The organism is Lentzea sp. NBC_00516 (genome assembly GCF_036346835.1).
GTDB classification, from domain to species: Bacteria; Actinomycetota; Actinomycetes; order Mycobacteriales; family Pseudonocardiaceae; genus Lentzea; species Lentzea sokolovensis.
The window spans coordinates 2,272,870-2,291,107 of the sequence record NZ_CP107840.1; the positions used below are offsets into that span (position 1 = coordinate 2,272,870).

Genomic DNA, 18,238 nt, shown 5'->3' on the forward strand with positions numbered 1-18,238 from the left:
CGTTCAACCCGGATGGAGCCACCCCAGCTCGGCTGCGAGCACGCCGAGCTGGAACCGCGACTGCACGCCGAGCAACGACTGCAGGCGGGCGATGCGCCGGTACAGGGTGCGCAGGCTGATACCGAGTTCGCGGGCGATCGCGGGGTCGGACGCGCCCGTTCGCATGAGCCTCAGCAGGCGCTGGGTCGCCGCCGTGGGCTCCTCGGCCACCATCACGGAGAAGTCGCGATTTGGGTGCGCCTCGATCGGGGAGCTGATCATCGGCTGAGGTCCTTCGCTGTAATCCCCTGCAGCTCGAGCAGGAGAGTGTGGACTTCGGTCGCGGTGATCCTGCCGGTGTGCTCGACCGATCGCGGTACCACCGGATCCGAGCACAACAGCACCGGCCCGTCCGCCGCCCGGTCGGGCAGCCTGCCGTGCGTGCCGCGCACGCAGGAAGGGTTCAGAGGCACAACGTTCATCGTGTATCTCAGCCCCAGCTTCTTGCGGGCCAGGTTCACCCCGGCTCTGGCCTTGACGAACGGGTCGGCCGGGTCGAAGAACAGTTCCGCGGGGTCGTAGCCGGGTTTGCGGTGGATGTCCACGCCACGGGCGAAGTCCGGTGCGCGGTGGTCGTCGGTCCAGTAGTAGTAGGTGAACCAGGCGTCCGGTTCGGCCACCGCCACCAGTTCACCGGACCGCTCGTGGTCCAGCCCGACGGACGCCTGCGCGTCCCGGTCGTACAGCACGTCGACACCGGGAAGGTCCGCGAGGACCGCCCTCGTCCTCGGGAGGTCTGCGGGATCGGCGACGTACACGTGCGCGATCTGGTGGTCGGCCACCGCGAACGCCCGTGACGTCCACGGATCCAGGTACTCCATGCCCGCCTGTGCGTAGACCTCGAGCAGGCCTGCGGCTCGCAACGCCCGGTTGATGTCGACTGGGCGGCGTGCGTCGGTGATGCCGTACTCCGACAACGCCACGATGGTGGCGTCCGACGCGTCGGCCAGCAGAGGTGCCAGCGCCCGGTCCACGTCTGCCGCCGCCTTGACCGCCTGCGGTGAGGACGGTCCGAACCGCTGCAGGTCGTAGTCCAGATGTGGCACGTAGACCAGCAACAGGTCGGGCCGCTTCTCGACGAGGACCTTCCGCGCGGCGCCGATGATCCACTCGCTCGACGCCAGTGCCGCTGTGGGCCCCCAGTACTGGAAGAGCGGGAACTCGCCCAGGGCTTCGGTGAGTTCGTCGTGCAGGCCGGGTGGGCGGACGTAGCAGTCCGGGGACTTGCGCCCGTCCGCGTGGTAGATCGGCCGAGGGGTCACGGTGATGTCGGTCGAGGCGCCCATCGCGTACCACCAGCAGATGTTGGCGGCGGTGTAGCCGGGATGGGCGCGACGCGCGGTCTCCCAGAGCTTCTCTCCGCCGACGAGGCGGTTGTGCTGACGCCACAGGTGAATCTCGCCCAGGTCGCGGAAGTACCAGCCGTTGCCGACGATCCCGTGCTGTGCCGGGGTGAGGCCGGTGAGCAGCGTGGCCTGCGCGCTGCACGTCACGGCGGGCAGCACCGTGCCCAGTTCCGCCTGCCAGCCCAGCCGGGACAGAGTGGGCATGTGTTCGAGGAGCGCAGGGGTCATGCCGACGACGTTGAGGACCACCAGTGGTTTCACACCGCCACCCCCGTCCGCAAGTGCTGCTTCGCCCAGCGCAGTTCCGCCGCGATGCCGTCGGCGAGATCACCCGCACCAGGCAGTACGGTCCAGGTGTAGGTCTCCACTTCGACGTGGGTGCCGGGGTCCACCGCCGCCACCGCGGCCACGAGCACGTCCGTGGTCGACGTGAGCGGTGCGGGCGGAACAGCGTGCAGCGGCACGTGGAAGTGCACGCGCCACGGGTGCTCGGCCGGCAGGGTCTCGAACGCCTCCGGCAGGTCGTCCGCCGCCAGGACACCGCCGGGGGTGTTCTCCCGGACCTGGTGCAGGTAGCGGGGTTCGCTGTACGCGGCGACCGCCCTCCTGCCCGCCGCGGTACCCGGCTCCGCCACCTCCAGTGCCGCCGACGCCTGCACCTTGACCACGTCCAGCCCCGCTGCGCGGATCGACGCGACCGCCTCGGCCGGATCGGCGAACGACACCGCGAGGTGACAGGTGTCCAGGCAGATCCCGACGTGGGCGGGATCGACCCGGCCGGCCAGCCAGCCGACCGCGTCGGCGACGGTGTCCAGCACACAGCCCGGTTCCGGCTCGACGGCCAGCCTGATCGGCCTGCCGTGCCGGTGGGTCTCGGCGCGCAAGGACAGGGTGAGTTCGGCGAGAGCCTCAGCGGCACGGTCGTCGTCGCGGCCCGTCCACGGCTCCCGCCAGGCCAGCGGCAGGGTCGAGATGCTGCCGTACGACGCGGAATCGGGCAGCAGGTCGGCCAGCACGGCCGCACAGTCCACCGTGTACCGCAGGCGGCGCGGATCGGTCCACGTCGGGAAGTACACCGCGTATTTGACCACCTCGTCGTGGAAGTCGCCGTACGGGAACGCGTTGAGCGTCGAGACCGTCAGCCCTCTGCTCGCGAGCTCGGCGCGGAAGTGCTGCCGTGCGGTGCCGTCCTCCGCGAGTCCTCGTGCGACCGGCGCGGGCAGCCACAGTCCCAGTGCGAGCGTGTCCGCCTCCAGCGCCTCTCTCACCCGGACCGCGTACCGGTCGAGCTGGGCCAGGATGCCCGCGAGGTCGGGAGCGGGGTGGACGTTGGTGCAGTAGGCGATCACCGTTCACCCCGCAGCACCGAGCTGCCGGTGGCCACGTCGACCGCGCCCGCCGCCACCGGTTCGAGCGCCAGCCTGCCGCTCTGGCCGTAGAACTCGACCGGGTTGCGCCACAACACCGTGTCCACTTCGGACTCGGCGAACCCGGCGTCCAGCATCGCCAACCCGGTCTTGCGGGTCTTCAGCGGATCGGACCGGCCCCAGTCGGCAGCGGAGTTGACCAGCATCCGCCCGGTGCCGTACTCGGCGAGCAGCGCCACCATCCGCGCCTCGTCCATCTTGGTGTCCGGGTAGACGGAGAACCCCATCCAGCAGCCCGCGTCCGCCACCATCGCGACGGTGGTCTCGTTGAGGTGGTCGACCAGGACGCGGTGCGGTGCCAGGCCCGACTCGCGGACCACGTCCAGCGTTCGCTTCGTGCCCTCCTGCTTGTCCCGGTGCGGTGTGTGCACGAGGACCGGCAGGTCGTACCGCAGTGCCAGTTCCAGTTGGCGCGCGAACGCGTCGTCCTCCTCCGGCGTCATCGAGTCGTACCCGACCTCGCCGACCGCGACCACACCGTCCTTGGCCAGATAGCGCGGCAGCACGTCCAGCACCTCGGCGCACCGGGGGTCGTTGGCCTCCTTGGGGTTCAGGGCGAGCGCGCAGTGGTGTGCGATGCCGAACTGGGCGGCGCGGAACCGCTCCCACCCGAGCAGGCTGTCGAAGTAGTCGACGAACGAGCCGACGTTCGTCCGGGGCTGGCCGAGCCAGAACGCGGGCTCGACCAGCGCTCGCACGCCGGCGTCGCGCATGGCCTCGTAGTCGTCGGTGGTGCGGGACGTCATGTGGATGTGCGGGTCGAAGATGCGCATCACGATGCCTTTCCGAGCAGGGCGAGAGCGTCGGCGGGCACGGGACGGCCGGCCGCGCGGCGTTCGTCGGCGAACGCGGCCACCATGCGCAGCAGCTCCGCGTCCGAGTGCCGGTCGAGACCGTCGACCACGGCCAGTGGAATGCCCATGAACAGGCACTTGAGCACGCCGTGCCGCCACGCGTGCCGGCCGAGGTGCCTGGTGGCGAACGGGCCGAGCGCCGCCGCGACCAGGCCGGTCTCGTTGCTGCGCAGGGCGTCCTCGACCAACGTGATCCCGGCGGCCGGAGCACGGTCCCCCATCTCGGCGAGCCCGCGCAGGACACCTCGCCGTTCCGCGGACGTGCCGTACCGGTAGAGCCTCGTGAAGCCGTCGACCGGATCGTCGGACACGTCGGCGAATGCGGTGAGCAGGCGAACCCGTGCGGCGTCCTGTCCCGCTCCGACCGCCCTTCCCGCCGCGGGGAAGAGGGTGTCGATCACGCCGGGATCGGCGCGGACCGCCCGTTCCGCGTCGGCCAGCCACTCCGCCGCGCGCAGCGCTCGCAGTGCCCGCGCCGCCACGTCCGGTGCGGCGTGGCTGTGCCGGGGCAGCTCCACCGCGGCGACGCCGGTGTAGCCGATGCCGGTCAGTGCGGCGAGTGTGGCGGGCAGGTCCAGCTGTCCCTCACCGAACTCCAGGTGCTCGTGCACATCCGGCAGCATGTCGTCGAGCTGCACGTTGACGAGCAGCTCGCCGGCTTGCCTGATGCACGCCGCCGCGTCCTGCGGCTCGACCGCGACGCAGTGCCCGACGTCGAGGGTGATCCGCAGCAGGTCCGGGTTCCCGAGCTCGGTCCGCAGCCGCAGTGCCTGGTCCAGCCGTTCCACGACCATTCCCGGCTCCGGCTCCAGTCCCAGTGGGACGGATGGCCCGCTCTCCAGCACCGCGGCGACGCCCGACTTCAGGTGGTCCCAGGCGTCCGCGGATCCCACACCCGACCAGAACGACACGCAGTCCGCGCCGAGATCCAGCGCGATCTGCTTGGCACGCACCAGGAAATCGACCCGTACCGCCTGGCCCTCGCTCACCAGCGTCGGGTGGTGCTTGCGGCACGGGTCGAGCAGGTACCGCGCGCCGGTCTCCACGACGACGCGCAGTCCCAGTTCCTGCAGACGCGCGGCAGCCCGTTCGGTCTGTTTGACGACGTCGTCGGCGAACGGGTCCAGGTGGTGGTGATCGAGGGTGAGCGCCACCGCCGTGTAGCCGAGATCGGCGATCACGGCGAGCGCGTCGTCGAGCCGGTGGTTGGCGAACCCGTTGGTGCCGTAGCCGAGGTGGAACGTCATGTGGGACTCACCTTCCTGCTCAGCGCCTGAGCGAGCGGCAGTACCAGCGGCAGCGCGGCACCGTGCTCGGCCAGCGCGGACTGGAGCAGCACCATGCCGTGGATGCCCTCCTTCGTCGCGGCGCGGACGGACTCGGCCGACGGCTGCCGGACCACCTGCCACTGCGCACGCCCCACCGTGACCGCGTAGCCCAGCGCCGCCGCGATCCCGGTGAACCGCCGGGTGCAGGCGCCCGCCGCGACCGCCGTCAGCACCGTGCCCGCCAGCACTGCTTTCGCCGTGCCAGGTGAGGTCCCGTGCACCTCGCCTCGTGACAACACGGTCACGCCGAGGGTGTGCGCGGCCATCAGTCCGGCGGGCAGGACGGCCCGGCCACCCAGCAGGACGTCGAACGCCCGGCAGGCGGCCATGGCGAACGGCCCGGCTGGCGTGGCCTTCAGCACGGTGTCGTAGGCCCACACCGCCGCGGCGAGCGGCAGCGCGTTGCGGCCGGCCGCCGCGGCGAGACCGACGCCGAGCGCGGTGAGTCCGGCCGCGGCGGCCAGGGCGGCGTCCGGGCTGATCCGGCCGGACGGGATCGGCCGTTCCGGCCGTTCGTCCGCGTCCAGGTCGCGGTCGGCCCAGTCGTTGAGCGCCATTCCCGCCCAGTACAACGACACGGACGCCAGCGGAAGCAACAAGCCCCTGCCCCGCAGAGGTTTCCCCGCGCCGACCAGCGTGTCACCCAGCACCGTGAGTGCCGCCGGTGCCCGCACCAGGTCCACGTACGCCTTGATCATCACGGCTACTTCCAGGGCGCCGGGTAGCCGGGCATGGCCTCGCAGCCGCACATGGCGTAGTGCAGCGGCGGCATGTCCTGTTTGATGAAGTCCTCGAGGGTGTCCTGGGTGACCTTCGGCTGCGGCAGCACCCACTCCCGCGGCACCTGCTTGCCGCCGAGGACGCGCAGGGCTGCGATGATCGGGGTGCGCCACTGGTAGGTCGGATAGGTCGGGGCGACCGCGGTCATCTTCTCGTCGGCCCACATCCGCAGGAAGTCCTGCTGGTCCTCACCGACGAACGGCGGGATCGCCGCGCCGGCGTCCTGAAACGCCTCCACGGCCGCGACCGCGGTGGCGCCCGCGTCCATCCAGACACCGTCGATCTTGCCTTCGCGCTGGACGTACTCGTTGACGATGCTCTTGGTCTTGGCCGCGTCGCCGTTGGTGAACTCGACCCCCACGACCTTCACCTGGCTGCCGGAGAAGATCTCGTTCGCCGCCGCCCAGCGCTGTTCCAGGACGTCGACCCCGGGCAGGATGCGCAACGCGAGGACCTTGCCACCCGGCTTCACCTTGTCCTTGAGGAACTCGGCCCCGTCCGCGCCGAACGCGAACCCGCCGATCGGGTGGATGAACGTCACCGGGCAGCTGGTCTTGACGCCGCGGTCGAAGACGATCACGGGCACGCCCGTCGCGCAGGCGGCCTCCACGGCCGGGGTGAGCGTGGCGGTCGTGTTCGGCGAGACGATCAGCGCGCTGCACCCCTGCGACGCCAGCGACTGGATGTCGCTGATCTGCTTGTCGTCCTTGGCCTCCGCGTCCAGCACGGTGAACTTGGTGATCTCCGGGTGCAGCTTCACCTCCTCCTTCATGGTCTTGAACCCCACCTGCCGCCACGGGTTGTCCACCGAGGCGTTGGAGAAGCAGAGGTGGTAGCCGCCACCCGGCTTGGCGTACTTGGCCGTGTCGACCAGTTGCGGTTCGAGCGCCTGCTCCCAGGGCTTCGCGGCACCGTCCTGCGAGTCCAGCCCGACCGCCTTCGCGACGCGGAACCGCCGCTGGCGCTCGAACTCGTTCTGGTCGAAGAACTCCGACTTAGTCTTGGCGGATTCCGACGTGCCGCCTGGGGCCGGGGCGGAGGGAAGGTCGCTGGAACAGCCGGCCAGGGTGAGAGCGCCCGCCAAGGCCGCGGCGGACCATTTCCTGTTCATGAGCTTGCTCCTCGGCTTCGTCGACGGGGGTACAGGCAGGGTTCAGGCGGGGCGGGGAACGGGCCGGCGCAGCATCCGCCGAAGACCGGCTCCGTGAGCGGCATAGGCCACGGCCGCGATGATGATCACGCCCTGCACGGCGGACTCGAGCGCGCCCGAGACACCCAGCAGGTTCAACAGGGAGAAGAGCGCTTCGAGCGACAGCGCGCCCGCGGCCGCGGCGACCACCGAACCGCGGCCACCGCCGAGCAGGACACCGCCGAGGACCACCGCGGTGATGGCTCGGAACTCCAGGCCGTCGCCGACCTGCGCCGACACCCCCGCGAACCCGGCGAGCAGGATCGCGGCGACCGACGCGAGCAGCGCCGACAGCACGAACGCGAGCAGGCGCAGCCGATCCACTCGGCCGCCCGCGAGCCGGACCACGTTCTCGTTGTCCCCCACCGCGAGCAGCATGCGTCCGGTTCCGCCGCGCATGAACCACGCCGCCGCGACGACCACCACCAGCAGCACGATCACCGACCACGGCACCTGGCCGAGGACCGGAACGTCGGCACTGCCCCGGCCGAGGACGCGAAACGACGGGGACAGGGCGCCGCGCGGTGCTCCGCCCGACCACAGGAACACCGCGCCGTCGAGCACGAGCAGCATCCCCAGGGTCACGATGAACGACGGCACCAGCAGTTTCGTCGTGATCAGCCCGTTGACCAGACCCACGAGGATTCCGCAGCCCAGCAGCGACGCGATCACCCACCAGGTGTTCGCGTCGTCACCGTCGACCAGCCGGGCGGCGACGACCACCTCGGCCGTGACCAGCGAGCCGACGGAGAGGTCGAAACCACCGGACGCGATCACGAAGTACTGCCCGACGGCCAGCACCACGAGCGGCGCCGCACGTTTGAGCAGCGCGAGATAGCCGCTGGGCTCGGCATACGCGGGACCGGCGAACGCCAGTGCCACCAACAGCATCAGCAACACGACCAGCACTGGCCCGGTGCCGTCGGCCAGGCGTGGCCGCGCCCTCATGCCGGCCGCCCGGCGGTCCTGCTACGGGCGTACAGCGCCACCGCCGCGATGAGCACGACGCCGCGCACGACGTCCTTGAAGAAGGACTCCAGCCCGAGGTCGTCGAAGATCGTGTCCAATGTGGACAGGATCAGCACACCGCCGATGGTGCCGGCCACACCACCGCGTCCACCCGCGAGGGCCGTGCCGCCGAGCACGACGGCGGCGATCGACTCCAGGTCGTACCCGGCGTCGGCACCGACGTACGGAGCGCCCGAACCCAGCCGTCCGGCCAGGAACACCCCGGCGAGGCCGGCCATGACCGCGCACAGCACGTGCGCGGTGACGATCGTCCGCCCGGTGCGCACGCCGGACAGCCGGGCCACGTCGACATCCCCGCCGACCGCGTACATGTGGTACCCGGTGCGGGTGCGCCGCAGGTACCACCATGCCGCCGCCGCGAGCAGCAACATCAGCAGCGCCGCCACCGGAACCGGCCCGATCCGGTCGTAGCCGATGTGCTGGAACGCGCGCGGCACGCTGCCCGCCGGACCGGTGTAGTTGTGCTCCAGGTAGCCGCGCAGCACCAGCGCGACGCCCAGCGTGGCGATGAACGCGTTGGCCTTCAGCACGGTGATGACCAGTCCGTTGACCAGCCCGACCACCGCCGCGACCCCCAGCGCCGCCAGCACACCCGGCACGATCATCCCTGGGCTGCCCGCCATCGTCTCGGCGGCCACCAGGGAGCACAGGCCGATCAGGTAGGCCACCGACAGGTCGAGAGAACCGGTGACGATCACCAGGGTCTGCCCGATCGCGACCAGTCCGAGCACCGTGCCGCGCGTCAGGATGTTGAGAACGCCGCCGTGGTCGAGAAGCACGCCTCCCTGGACACCCACCAGCACACTGCCGGCCACCAGCAGCACGGCCAGCGCGAGATATACGACCAGGACCGGGGTGATCACGAGCGTCCTCGTCCGCACCAGCGCCTCGCCGCGCCGACGGACCCGCTCGCTCACGGCGCTCACGCCACTGCCCCGTGCCCGGTGGCCAGTCCCATCACGGCTTCCTCGTCAGCACCGGCGGGCAGAACACCTGCCAGAGCGCCTTCGTGCATGACGAGGATCCGGTCGCTCATGCCGATCAGCTCCGGCAACTCCGAGGAGACCATGAGGATCGCCATGCCGTCGTCCGCCAGGTCGCGCAGCAACCGGTACAGGGTCTGTTTCGCGCCCACGTCGACGCCGCGGGTCGGCTCGTCCACGATCAGCACGCGCGGACGGACGGCAAGCCATTTGCCCAGCACCACCTTCTGCTGGTTGCCGCCGGAGAGGTAGCGCACTTCCTGATGCGGCCCGCGCGCGATGACACCCACCTCGCCGAGCAGTCGCGTCAGATCCGCGGTCTGACGAGCCACCGCACCGCGGCACGCCGCACGGCGGACCAGCAAGGTGTTGTCCCGCACCGACTGCCGCAGCGCCAGGCCCTCGCCCTTGCGGTCCTCGGTGACGTATCCGATGCCCTTGCGAACGGCTGTGCGCGGACCGGTGACGCGGGTCGGCACGCCGTCGAGCTCCACGGTGCCGGTGGTGAACGGCTCGACTCCCCAGATCGCCCGCGCGATCGCGGAACGACCAGAGCCCTGCAACCCCGCGAGGCCCACGATCTCCCCCGCCCGCACGTCGAACGTCAGGTTCCGCACCCGCTCGTTTCCCGCTCCCCGCAACGCGATCCGCACCGCACCGGGGTGGCTCGCACGTTCGGGGTACAGCGCCTCCAGCGGACGACCGACCATGTGCCGCACGACCTGATCGGCGTCCAGATCGGCGGTCGGCGCACAGGTGACCAACGCACCGTCCTTCAACACCGTGATCCGTGAGCTGAGGTCGAACACTTCACGCATCCGGTGCGACACGTAGAGGATCGCGATCCCACGATCCCGAAGTCTGCGCACCAAGCCGTACAGCAGCTCGACCTCGTTGTCCGCCAACGCCGCGGTGGGCTCGTCCATCGCGAGGACCCTGGCGTCCGCCGACAGCGCCTTGACGATCTCCACCACCTGCTTGCGGGCCACGGACAACCGGGCCACCTCGGTGCCGGGCTCGATGCCGTCCTCGCCCAGCCAGTCGAGCAGCCGCCGGGTCTCCGTCTCCAGCGCGCGCCGGTCCACCTGACCGCGCCGCACCGGTTCCCGGCCCAGGAAGACGTTCTCGGCCACCGTGCGGTGCTCGAGCAGGGTGAACTCCTGGTGGATGATCGCGATGCCCGCCGCCTGCGCGTCGCGCGGCGCGGCGAACGAGACCTCCTCGTCCCGCACCACGATCCGGCCCGAGTCCGGCCGGTGGACGCCGGCCAGCACCTTCAGCAGCGTCGACTTGCCCGCGCCGTTCTCCCCCACCAGCGCATGCACCTCTCCCGCACGCAACGAGAGATCGACGCCGCGCAGCACCCGTACGCCGAAGAAGCTCTTCTCGATGCCCTCCAGTCGCACGACGGCCACGGGGTGTTCCACCCCCTGTGTTACGTGGGTCACAGCCATGATGCGAACGTAGGGCGACTAATGGCGAGTGTCAATCAAAAGTTGACACTCCTCCGCCAAATATCGACCACCTGATCGTCGTGAAGGTGGAGACCGGGGACGGCTTGGGCTTCATCGGCAACGGCGTCCTGCACCGCGGCGCGGTCGGTGCGGCGGGCGCGCGGGCGCGCGGGCGACGTCGATACCGTGCCGTCCCGTGCGGGCGAGGCGGCAGGCGTGATCGGGGCGGCGGCCACGGGTGGTCCAGCACGTGCTGTCACCCGGCATCGTGGACCAGCAACGGCGTTAAGCCCCAGCCCAGGATGAGGGCGCCTTCATTTGCGTGAGGTCGATGAAGGGCCCTTCATCCCGATTCAGCGGTCCCTGCTCGTGACCAGCCGGGCCAGACCGCGCAGATCCAGGGCTGCGGCCGGACGCGGGTCCGCCCGGTCCAGGCAGCCGAACGCCAGCCGCACGCGGCGGTCCGCCTCGGCTTCGGCCCACGCCCGGCCGCCCGCTTCCGCGGCGAGCTCGGCGATGCGCTGGACGGGTTCGTCCGCGCCGCGGTCGGAGAGGTAGATCCGTCCGAGCCGGCGCCCCGCCGGCGTGTCCGAGGCGAGTGCCGCCACGACGGGCAGGGTTCTCCGTCGGGCCCTGATGTCGGAGTGGGCCGGCTTGCCTGTCCTCGCCGGGTCCCCCCAGATGCCGAGGATGTCGTCGACCAGCTGGAAGGCGACGCCGAGGTGCACCCCGAACCACCGGCAGTGGTCAGCGGCGGCAGGGTCGGCTCCGGCCGCGAGAGCACCGAGGCGGCAGGCCGCGCCCAGCAGGGCACCGGTCTTCCTCGCCGCGGTGGTGAGGCACTGCTCGACGTCGGCCGACGCCGCGGTCTCGGCCGCCACGTCGGCCGCCTGCCCTTCGCACAGATCGACCAGTACGTCGGCGAGCACGCCGGTCAAGGACGGCGGCATCAGGCGCAGCGCGAGCGCCACCAGGACATCCCCGGTGAGGATCGCCGCCGTGGTCCCGAACGCCGCCCAGCCCGAGGGACGGTGCCGCCGCGTTTCGTCGCCGTCCATGACGTCGTCGTGCAGGAGCGAGAAGTCGTGGATCAGCTCCACCGCTGTCGCGGCCGCGATCACGTCCGGCGCCGGAGGCCCGTGGGCGAACGCGCGGGCACAGGCGAGGGTGAGAGCGGGCCGCAGCGCTTTGCCGCCCGGCGGTGAAGGTCTGCCGTCCGCGTCCCACCACCCGATGTGGTAGCCGGCGACGCGACGCAGCGCCGGGCCGAGCTCGTCGACGGCGGCGCGGTGCACGGGCTCGATCAGCGTGCGCGCGTCGACCAGGAGGCGGACGGGGCCGGACGTCGGCAGCACCACGTGACCCACCATCACCGTCCCTCCGGCGCACCGTCAGGGGCGATCGCACCCGTGTCGGCGCCGGTGGAGAGCTGGACGTGCACGTGTCCCCTCCCCGCGTCGATGTTGATCACGTCGAGCTGGACGGCGGCCACCGACCACGTGCGCAGCGCCAGCGTGCGCTGCTCGCCCGCCAGCGTCACGAGGGTGCTCCTGACCGGCTCGGCCACGCCGAGTGCCGTCTCGAACCCCCTGACCGCCGCGGCGAGCTGTTGCACGGCCGTGCGCAGACCGGCGCGCGCCACGTTGATCCCGTTGCCGGCCGAAGGCGCCTGCTCGTACGACTTCTCCGCCGCCGAGAGGACGTCGTTCCACCCGTTCATGACGTCCGCGGTAAGCGGGGCCTGAGGGGCCGACCCGTCGAGCGGAGCCGCCTGCGCCATGGCCGCGAGCACCGGTGCGAGACGGTCCCTGGTGTCCTTGGCCTGGTCGGTCAGCGGTCCGAGTTGCGCGGCGTCGCGTGCGGCGTCCTCCCTTTCCAGTTCTGCGATTCGCCGCTGGGTCGCGTCCGGCCCGGTCCCCGAGGCGATCAGGAAGGCGACCGCCAGGCCGAGCAGGAAAGCGGTGAGGAAACCGGCCCACACCCGCCCTGTCGGCCTGGGCGGCGGAGTGCCCCAGACGGCGGCCTTGGTCGCGCGCGACCGAACGGTCCTGGTCAACGTTTCCTCCTCGACGCCGATACCCGCGAAAACCGGTCAGCGGCCTCGAAGGACCGCTGACCGGCTCCTCGCCTACCGGAAGCTCCACCTCTGGTTGGTTCCGCCGTGGCAGGACCAGATGATGAGCTGGGTTCCGTCCGCCGAACCGGCACCGTTGGCGTCCAGGCACTTCGTGCCGTTGCGAATCGAGCCGTCGGCCTGCGCGGTCCAGTTCTGCCCGGACGAGCCGTTGCACGACCACAACCGGACGATCGCGCCGTCGGTCTGGCTGTTGCCGCTGACCTCCATGCACTTGTCGAGCGACCGCAGCGTGGTGCCGTTCTGCGTCCACTTCTGGTTGGTGCCGCTGTTGCAGGTCCAGAGCTGCACCTTCGCACCGTCGGTCGAGCTGGCTCCGTTGACGTCGACGCACTTGCCACTGGCGCCGACGATCTCCTTCGCGGTGCCACCACCGGGCTGGCCCGCGCCCGGTCCGACGTAGGTGATCGAGTCGAGGTCGAAGCTGGTCGACGACGACGTCTTGAACACCGCGAACAGCTCGATGGTGCCGGCAGGCGCGGTCACGTTCACCGCGGGCGTGCTGGCGTAGGTGTCCGAGCCACCGGTGCTGGTGACCGGCGACGACGCGATGAGCGTGCCCGTCGGCGAACCGGCGCGCAGCTCGATCGTGCCCCCGCCGCCCGACGGCGCCGACACCCGGAACGACACCTGGTTGATCCCGGCGAAGTTGACCGGCTTGAAAGAGATCCAGTCGTTGTTGCCGATGTCGCCGACCCTGGCACCCGACTCGGCACCCGCCTGCGACACGACGTTGACGCCGGACGAGCCGTTGAAGAACTCGGCCTGCTTCTGCTTGGGCTGCAGCACGACCTGGCCGCTGCCGGTCAGGGCGGGCTGCCCGTTCGCGCCACCGTCGGTGTACTCGGCCGAGCCGATGACGTGCACGTCGAGACCCTGATGGCCGGAGTCGATGGTGGTCGGGAGGGTCCCCGAACAGCCTGCCATCGGCGAGCCGATCGGGTGCTTGTGCGTGTCGTGGCCCATGTTCGCCTGGACGGACACCCTGCCGCAGTCGATCGTGCCGTCCTCCTGGTCGGTCACGGACAGCGTGTACGGGACGGGGTCACCGAAGTTGATCATGCCGCCGTCGACAGGACCGGTGAACCGCACGACCGGCTCCGTGTTGCCCGCGCTCACCGTCACGTTCGCGGTGCCGGTCTTGCCCGCCGAGTTGGTGACGGTGAGCTGGGCGGTGAACTTGCCGCTCGTGGTGTAGGTGTGCGTGGGATTCGCCTCGGTGGACGTGCCGCCGTCGCCGAACGTCCACCGGTAGGTCAACGCGAGACCACCGGGGTCGTTGGAGCCCGCACTGGAGAAGCGCACCGTCAGCGGCGAGGCACCGGTGAGGGGGGTGCCGGAGGCCTGCGCCACCGGAAGACGTTCACCGGTGGTCGTGTAGTCGATGCGCCACAGCCCGGAGCCGGGCAGCGGCCTGTTGTCGTCCCAGCCCGTGCCCCAGGTCAGCAGGTACATCGACCCGTCCGGACCGAACTTCGCGTCCATCGGGGAGGCGAACGACATGTTCGACAGGAAGTTGTTGATTTTCAACAAGTTCCCGGACGAATCCTGCCGGAACTCCCAGAGCCGGTTGCGCGACCACTCGCCGAACATCGGCGTCTGGTCGTAGTAGGCGGGGAACTTCGTCGTGGACGGGTTGTTCGCGTTGTACTGGTAGGCGGGGAACGCCATCGGCGCCTCGCCGCCCGTGCCCATCTCCGGGAAGGCGTTGCCGTTCGCGCCGTTGCCGTACCAGACATCCGCGGCCCGTGAGGCGGGCAGGGTCGTCAGGCCGGTGTTGTTGGGAGAGTTGTTCACCGGCGAGGCGCAGTTGAACTTCGGGCCGGAGCTGTTGTTGGCGAAGTTCCAGTCGTTGTAGGCGAGGTTGTTCGCCACGCAGTACGGCCAGCCGTAGTTGCCGGGCGACTTGATCACGTTCCACTCGACCAGGCCCGCGGGACCGCGGTTCGCGTTGTCGCCGCCCGCGTCCGGGCCGTAGTCGGCCGCGTAGACGACGCCGGTGGTCGGGTGCACGCTGAACCGGAACGCGTTGCGGAAGCCCATCGCGTAGATCTCGGGCTTGGTCCTGGCCGTGCCGGGCGTGAACATGTTGCCCGACGGGACGGTGTAGGTGCCGTCGGCCTCGGGGTGGATGCGCAGGATCTTGCCGCGCAGGTCGTTGGTGTTGGCCGCGGTGCCCTGCGCGTCGTACAGCGCGCGGCCGGACCGCTCGTCGATCGGCGCGTAGCCCGCCGAGTCGCCGTTGGGGTTGGTGTCGTCCCCGACGCTGATGTAGAGGTTGCCGTTCGGCCCGAAGTTCAGCTGGCCGCCGGTGTGGCCCGGCTCCTCGCGCCGTGACGCGGGAATGGTGAGCAGGATCTTCTCACTGGCCGTGTCCAGCCTGTCGCCGTTCATCGTGAAGCGGGAGACCCTGGCTATCTCCTGGCTCCCGGACGGCGAGTAGTTCAGGTATATCCACCTGTTGGTGGCGAACGCCGGGTCGAGCGCCATGCCGACCAGGCCGTCCTCCGAGGTCTGCCCCTGGCCGTAGACGCTGAGCGTGCCCGCGACGACCGTCGTCCTGGTGTCCGGCTTGTAGATCTTCAGGTTGCCGTTGTACTCGGTGAAGAACACCCGGCCGTCGGGAGCGACGTCGAGCGTGCTCGGCGCGATGACGGAGTTGTCGAGCTGCACCTTCTGGAAGCTGTTCCACACCGTGGGACCGCAGTCCGCGCCCACGATGCCGCCCGCCGACTCCACACCACCTGTGATGTGCTGGCGGAACAGGGGTTCCGAGTAGCTCGACGCGTTGTGCCCCATGCCGGTGGCCCAGACCCGGCCGCCCTCGAAGTTGCGGCACCAGGAGATCGGGTGGTCGATGCCCATCTTCGACGGTCCCGCGTCGTAGGTCGACTCGTCCGCGGTGGCCAGCACGTGCACGTCGCCGCGCGCGTTGCGGCTGAAGTTGTACCACTCCTCGGTCCGCGTCCACCGGTCCGGAAGGCCCGCTCCGGACGGGTGCTTGCGGTCCGCGACCTTGGCGGTGCCGGACACGATCGACGAGTGCTGGGTCATGGTCATGCCGAGCATCTGGTCCCACCACGGGAACTGCTGCTCGATGTTCATGTCCGTGGCGTTGTGGATCGCCACCACGCCGCCGCCCTTGCGCATGTAGGTCTGCATCGCGGTGCGCTGCGCGGCGGTGTCCCACACCATGCCCGACGTCTGGAGCATCACGACGACGTTGAACGTGGCGAGCGTGGCGTCGTTGAAGACCGACGCGTCCTCGGACTTGGTCATCTCCCAGCCGCGTTGGGCGGCCAGTTGCTCCATCATCGTGATGCCCGCGGGAATGGAGTCGTGCCGGTACGCCCCTGCGGCGGTCTTGGTGAACAGCAGGACGTGCAGGCCGTGGGCCTGTGCCGGGGTGGTCGGCGTGACGAGCCCCATCACCACCAGGACACCGGCCAACACCACCAGTAATCGCTTGAGTCTGCGTTGCATTGCCACTCCTCCGGGGGTGGTGACGCGGTCGGCTAACGGGCGAGAGCGGCGGCGGCAGCGTGCAGGAAGGCCAGGCCTTCGACGGCGAGGGCGTCCGGGGAGTCGGCCAGCGGACGCCAGATCGAGGCGGCGGTCGCGATGGCGGCGTTGTCCGGCGTGAAAGACTCGATGCACAACGGACCGCGGTAGCCGGCATCGCCCAGGGCGCCCAGCAACGCGGGCCAGTCCTGGTGATCGCGACCCGGCGTACCGCGGTCGTTCGCGCACACCTGAACGTGCGCGATGTGCGAGCCGGCGGCGAGAATCGCCTTCACCGGCGCCGCTTCCTCGATGTTGAGGTGGTAGGTGTCGAGCGCCAGCCCGCACCCCTGCGCAGGCAGCCCGTCCAGCGCCTCCAGCGCTTGGTCCACGGTGTTCAGCAGGCTCGTCTCGTACCGGTTCAGCGGCTCCACGGCGATGCGGACACCGCGCTGCGCCGCGTACTCGACGACGGGGCGCAGGTTCGCGCGCAGTTCGCGGTACACCCGCGGCCGGTCGTCGATGCGCCAGGTGCGGCCGACCGAGCTGTACGCGGGGCCCGCCGCGACGGGGCTGCCGACGATCGCCGCGACGTCCACGACTTGCCGCAGGTAGTCCTGGGTCTCCGCGACCGTGTCCGCCGCGACCAGCTCACGGCCTGGCGGCATGACGAGACAGACGGTGGCCCTGAGGTTCAACTTGGCCAGCAGGTCGGCGGCGCGGCGCGGGTCCCAGTCGCCCGGCTGTTCCACCGGCAGTTCGATGACGTCGAACCCCCACTCGCGAACCTTCGGCGCGAGCGCGGCCAACCCGTCATCGGTGAGCGGTGACGTCCAAACCCATGTGTTGACACCGATGTCCCACATGCAGCTGAACGTAAGCCCGACCATATGGCGGGGTCAATGCAAAAGCCCGTCGCAAACGGACTAAATTATGGCTGGTCCTGCCAAAAGCCTTCAGACCTCTCCGACGGAGGTCGCGGAGACGACCGCGCCGAGCCGTGCGTCCAGCACCTCCGGCGACAGCACGTGCTGCACGACCATCGCCGCGGCGCCCAGCACTCCGGCTGTCGAACCCGCCGTCGACGCGACGATCCTCAGGTTCTCCGTGGCCAGCGGCAGGGAACGCCGGTAGATCGACTCGCGCACCCCCGCCAGCAGCATCTCCCCCGCCTCCGCCACCAGCCCGCCGATGACCACGAGCGACGGGTTGAACATGCTCACGCAGCCCGCGAGCACCTCGCCGATGTCCCTGCCCGCCTGCCGCACGACGCGGCTGGCCTCGAGGTTGCCGGACCGGACCAGGTGCACCACGTCGGCCGTCGAGTGCGCGGGGAGTCCCAGTCCCCTCAGCTTCGCCGCGAGCGCCGGTCCACCGGCGACCGCCTCCAGGCACCCGGTGTTGCCGCAGCGGCACAGCGCGTCCCCACCGTCGGGCGCCCGGATGTGCCCGAGGTCCCCTGCCGCGCCCGCCGCGCCGCGGTGCAGCACGCCGTTGCTGATCAGACCCGCGCCGATGCCGGTCGCCGCCTTGATCACGATCATGTGCCGCACATCCGGGTGCGAGGCGGCGTGCTCTCCCAGCGCCATCAGGTTGGCCTCGTTGTCGACCAGCACCGGTGCGCCGAACTCAGCCGCGATCACCGCCGGCACGTCGAACCCGTCCCAGCCCGGCATGATCGGCGGGTTGCTCAGCCGGCCGGTGGAGTGCTCGACCGGTCCCGGCAGGCCGATGCCCACACCGGCGATCTCCGCGGTGTCCACCCCGCGCAGCAGCTCGCGCCAGGTCGTGACCAGGAGCTCGAGGATCGCCTCCGGTCCATCCGCGATGTCGAGGCCGACCTGTTCGACGGCAAGCAACCGGCACCCGAGGTCGGCCACGGCGACCGTGGCGTGGGTGGCGCCCACCTCGGCCGCCAGCACGAGCTGCGCGCCGGGGTTGAACACGAACCGGCTCGCGGGGCGCCCGCCGGTGAACTCCTCCGTGCCGCCTCCGGTCATCAGTCCGGCGGCCAGGAGCAGGTCCAACTTGGCCCGCACGGTGGAGCGGGCGAGGCCGGTCGTGGTCACGATCTCCGCTCGGGTGCGCGGCCTGCCGTCCATCAGCAGGCGCAGCACGGCGCTCGGCGAACCGGAATCGATGCCATGAGTGCTCTCCATCGCATAATTGTCACA

The 18,238-nt window shown here is 70.5% G+C and carries 15 protein-coding genes; all 15 read right to left on the minus strand.

Annotated features, from left to right (window positions below):
* Positions 1-3: 3 nt before the first annotated feature.
* The 15 genes from OG205_RS10320 to OG205_RS10390 all read right to left on the minus strand — a co-directional run bounded on the left by OG205_RS10320 (position 4) and on the right by OG205_RS10390 (position 18,223).
* Positions 4-261, minus strand: coding sequence for a helix-turn-helix domain-containing protein (locus OG205_RS10320; protein WP_330275971.1), 258 nt, complete (start codon positions 259-261; stop codon positions 4-6).
* Positions 258-1,646, minus strand: coding sequence for a nucleotide pyrophosphatase/phosphodiesterase family protein (locus OG205_RS10325; RefSeq protein WP_330275972.1), 1,389 nt, complete (start codon positions 1,644-1,646; stop codon positions 258-260). Before OG205_RS10325 ends, OG205_RS10320 begins: the two co-directional genes overlap by 4 nt.
* A complete protein-coding gene (eboE, locus tag OG205_RS10330) occupies positions 1,643-2,734 on the minus strand; it encodes a metabolite traffic protein EboE (RefSeq protein ID WP_330275973.1) in 1,092 nt (363 codons plus the stop codon). The genes OG205_RS10325 and eboE overlap by 4 nt, the downstream gene beginning before the upstream one ends.
* Entirely contained in the window at positions 2,731-3,585 is an 855-nt protein-coding gene (locus OG205_RS10335; protein ID WP_330275974.1) for a TatD family hydrolase, read from the minus strand. Before OG205_RS10335 ends, eboE begins: the two co-directional genes overlap by 4 nt.
* On the minus strand, positions 3,585-4,913 hold the full coding sequence (locus tag OG205_RS10340) for an EboA domain-containing protein (protein ID WP_330275975.1): 1,329 nt from the start codon (positions 4,911-4,913) through the stop codon (positions 3,585-3,587). The genes OG205_RS10335 and OG205_RS10340 overlap by 1 nt, the downstream gene beginning before the upstream one ends.
* A complete protein-coding gene (locus OG205_RS10345; RefSeq protein ID WP_330278138.1) occupies positions 4,910-5,689 on the minus strand; it encodes an SCO3242 family prenyltransferase in 780 nt (259 codons plus the stop codon). The genes OG205_RS10340 and OG205_RS10345 overlap by 4 nt, the downstream gene beginning before the upstream one ends.
* A gap of 8 nt (positions 5,690-5,697) precedes the next feature.
* Positions 5,698-6,885 (minus strand): substrate-binding domain-containing protein, encoded by a 1,188-nt coding sequence (locus OG205_RS10350; RefSeq protein WP_330275976.1) that lies wholly within the window; start codon positions 6,883-6,885, stop codon positions 5,698-5,700.
* A 42-nt stretch (positions 6,886-6,927) separates the two neighbouring features.
* Complete coding sequence (locus tag OG205_RS10355) at positions 6,928-7,911, minus strand: ABC transporter permease (protein WP_330275977.1); 984 nt, start codon at positions 7,909-7,911, stop codon at positions 6,928-6,930.
* Positions 7,908-8,876 carry an ABC transporter permease gene (locus OG205_RS10360; protein WP_442916815.1) on the minus strand — a complete coding sequence of 323 codons (969 nt, stop codon included), beginning with the start codon at positions 8,874-8,876 and terminating at the stop codon, positions 7,908-7,910. Before OG205_RS10360 ends, OG205_RS10355 begins: the two co-directional genes overlap by 4 nt.
* A 38-nt stretch (positions 8,877-8,914) precedes the next feature.
* Positions 8,915-10,429: a sugar ABC transporter ATP-binding protein gene (locus OG205_RS10365; RefSeq protein WP_330275979.1), complete on the minus strand. Its 1,515-nt coding sequence runs from the start codon at positions 10,427-10,429 to the stop codon at positions 8,915-8,917.
* A 353-nt stretch (positions 10,430-10,782) separates the two neighbouring features.
* Positions 10,783-11,787, minus strand: coding sequence for a polyprenyl synthetase family protein (locus tag OG205_RS10370; protein WP_330275980.1), 1,005 nt, complete (start codon positions 11,785-11,787; stop codon positions 10,783-10,785).
* 11 nt (positions 11,788-11,798) lie between these two features.
* Positions 11,799-12,485, minus strand: coding sequence for a hypothetical protein (locus OG205_RS10375; RefSeq protein WP_330275981.1), 687 nt, complete (start codon positions 12,483-12,485; stop codon positions 11,799-11,801).
* Positions 12,486-12,557: 72 nt separating this feature from the next.
* Entirely contained in the window at positions 12,558-16,046 is a 3,489-nt protein-coding gene (locus tag OG205_RS10380) for a ThuA domain-containing protein (protein ID WP_330275982.1), read from the minus strand.
* Positions 16,047-16,078: 32 nt separating this feature from the next.
* On the minus strand, positions 16,079-16,930 hold the full coding sequence (locus OG205_RS10385; protein ID WP_330275983.1) for a sugar phosphate isomerase/epimerase family protein: 852 nt from the start codon (positions 16,928-16,930) through the stop codon (positions 16,079-16,081).
* Positions 16,931-17,020: 90 nt separating this feature from the next.
* Positions 17,021-18,223, minus strand: a complete 1,203-nt coding sequence (locus OG205_RS10390) for an ROK family transcriptional regulator (protein WP_330275984.1) — start codon at positions 18,221-18,223, stop codon at positions 17,021-17,023.
* Positions 18,224-18,238 lie beyond the last annotated feature (15 nt).

Coding starts and splice junctions, on each gene's coding strand:
- OG205_RS10335 (WP_330275974.1), bottom strand. CDS start 3,585: ATGCGCATCTTCGACCCGCACATCCACATGACGTCCCGCACCACCGAC.
- OG205_RS10380 (WP_330275982.1), bottom strand. CDS start 16,046: ATGCAACGCAGACTCAAGCGATTACTGGTGGTGTTGGCCGGTGTCCTG.
- OG205_RS10390 (WP_330275984.1), bottom strand. CDS start 18,223: ATGGAGAGCACTCATGGCATCGATTCCGGTTCGCCGAGCGCCGTGCTG.
- OG205_RS10365 (WP_330275979.1), bottom strand. CDS start 10,429: ATGGCTGTGACCCACGTAACACAGGGGGTGGAACACCCCGTGGCCGTC.
- OG205_RS10355 (WP_330275977.1), bottom strand. CDS start 7,911: ATGAGGGCGCGGCCACGCCTGGCCGACGGCACCGGGCCAGTGCTGGTC.
- OG205_RS10340 (WP_330275975.1), bottom strand. CDS start 4,913: ATGACGTTCCACCTCGGCTACGGCACCAACGGGTTCGCCAACCACCGG.
- OG205_RS10320 (WP_330275971.1), bottom strand. CDS start 261: ATGATCAGCTCCCCGATCGAGGCGCACCCAAATCGCGACTTCTCCGTG.
- OG205_RS10385 (WP_330275983.1), bottom strand. CDS start 16,930: ATGTGGGACATCGGTGTCAACACATGGGTTTGGACGTCACCGCTCACC.
- OG205_RS10350 (WP_330275976.1), bottom strand. CDS start 6,885: ATGAACAGGAAATGGTCCGCCGCGGCCTTGGCGGGCGCTCTCACCCTG.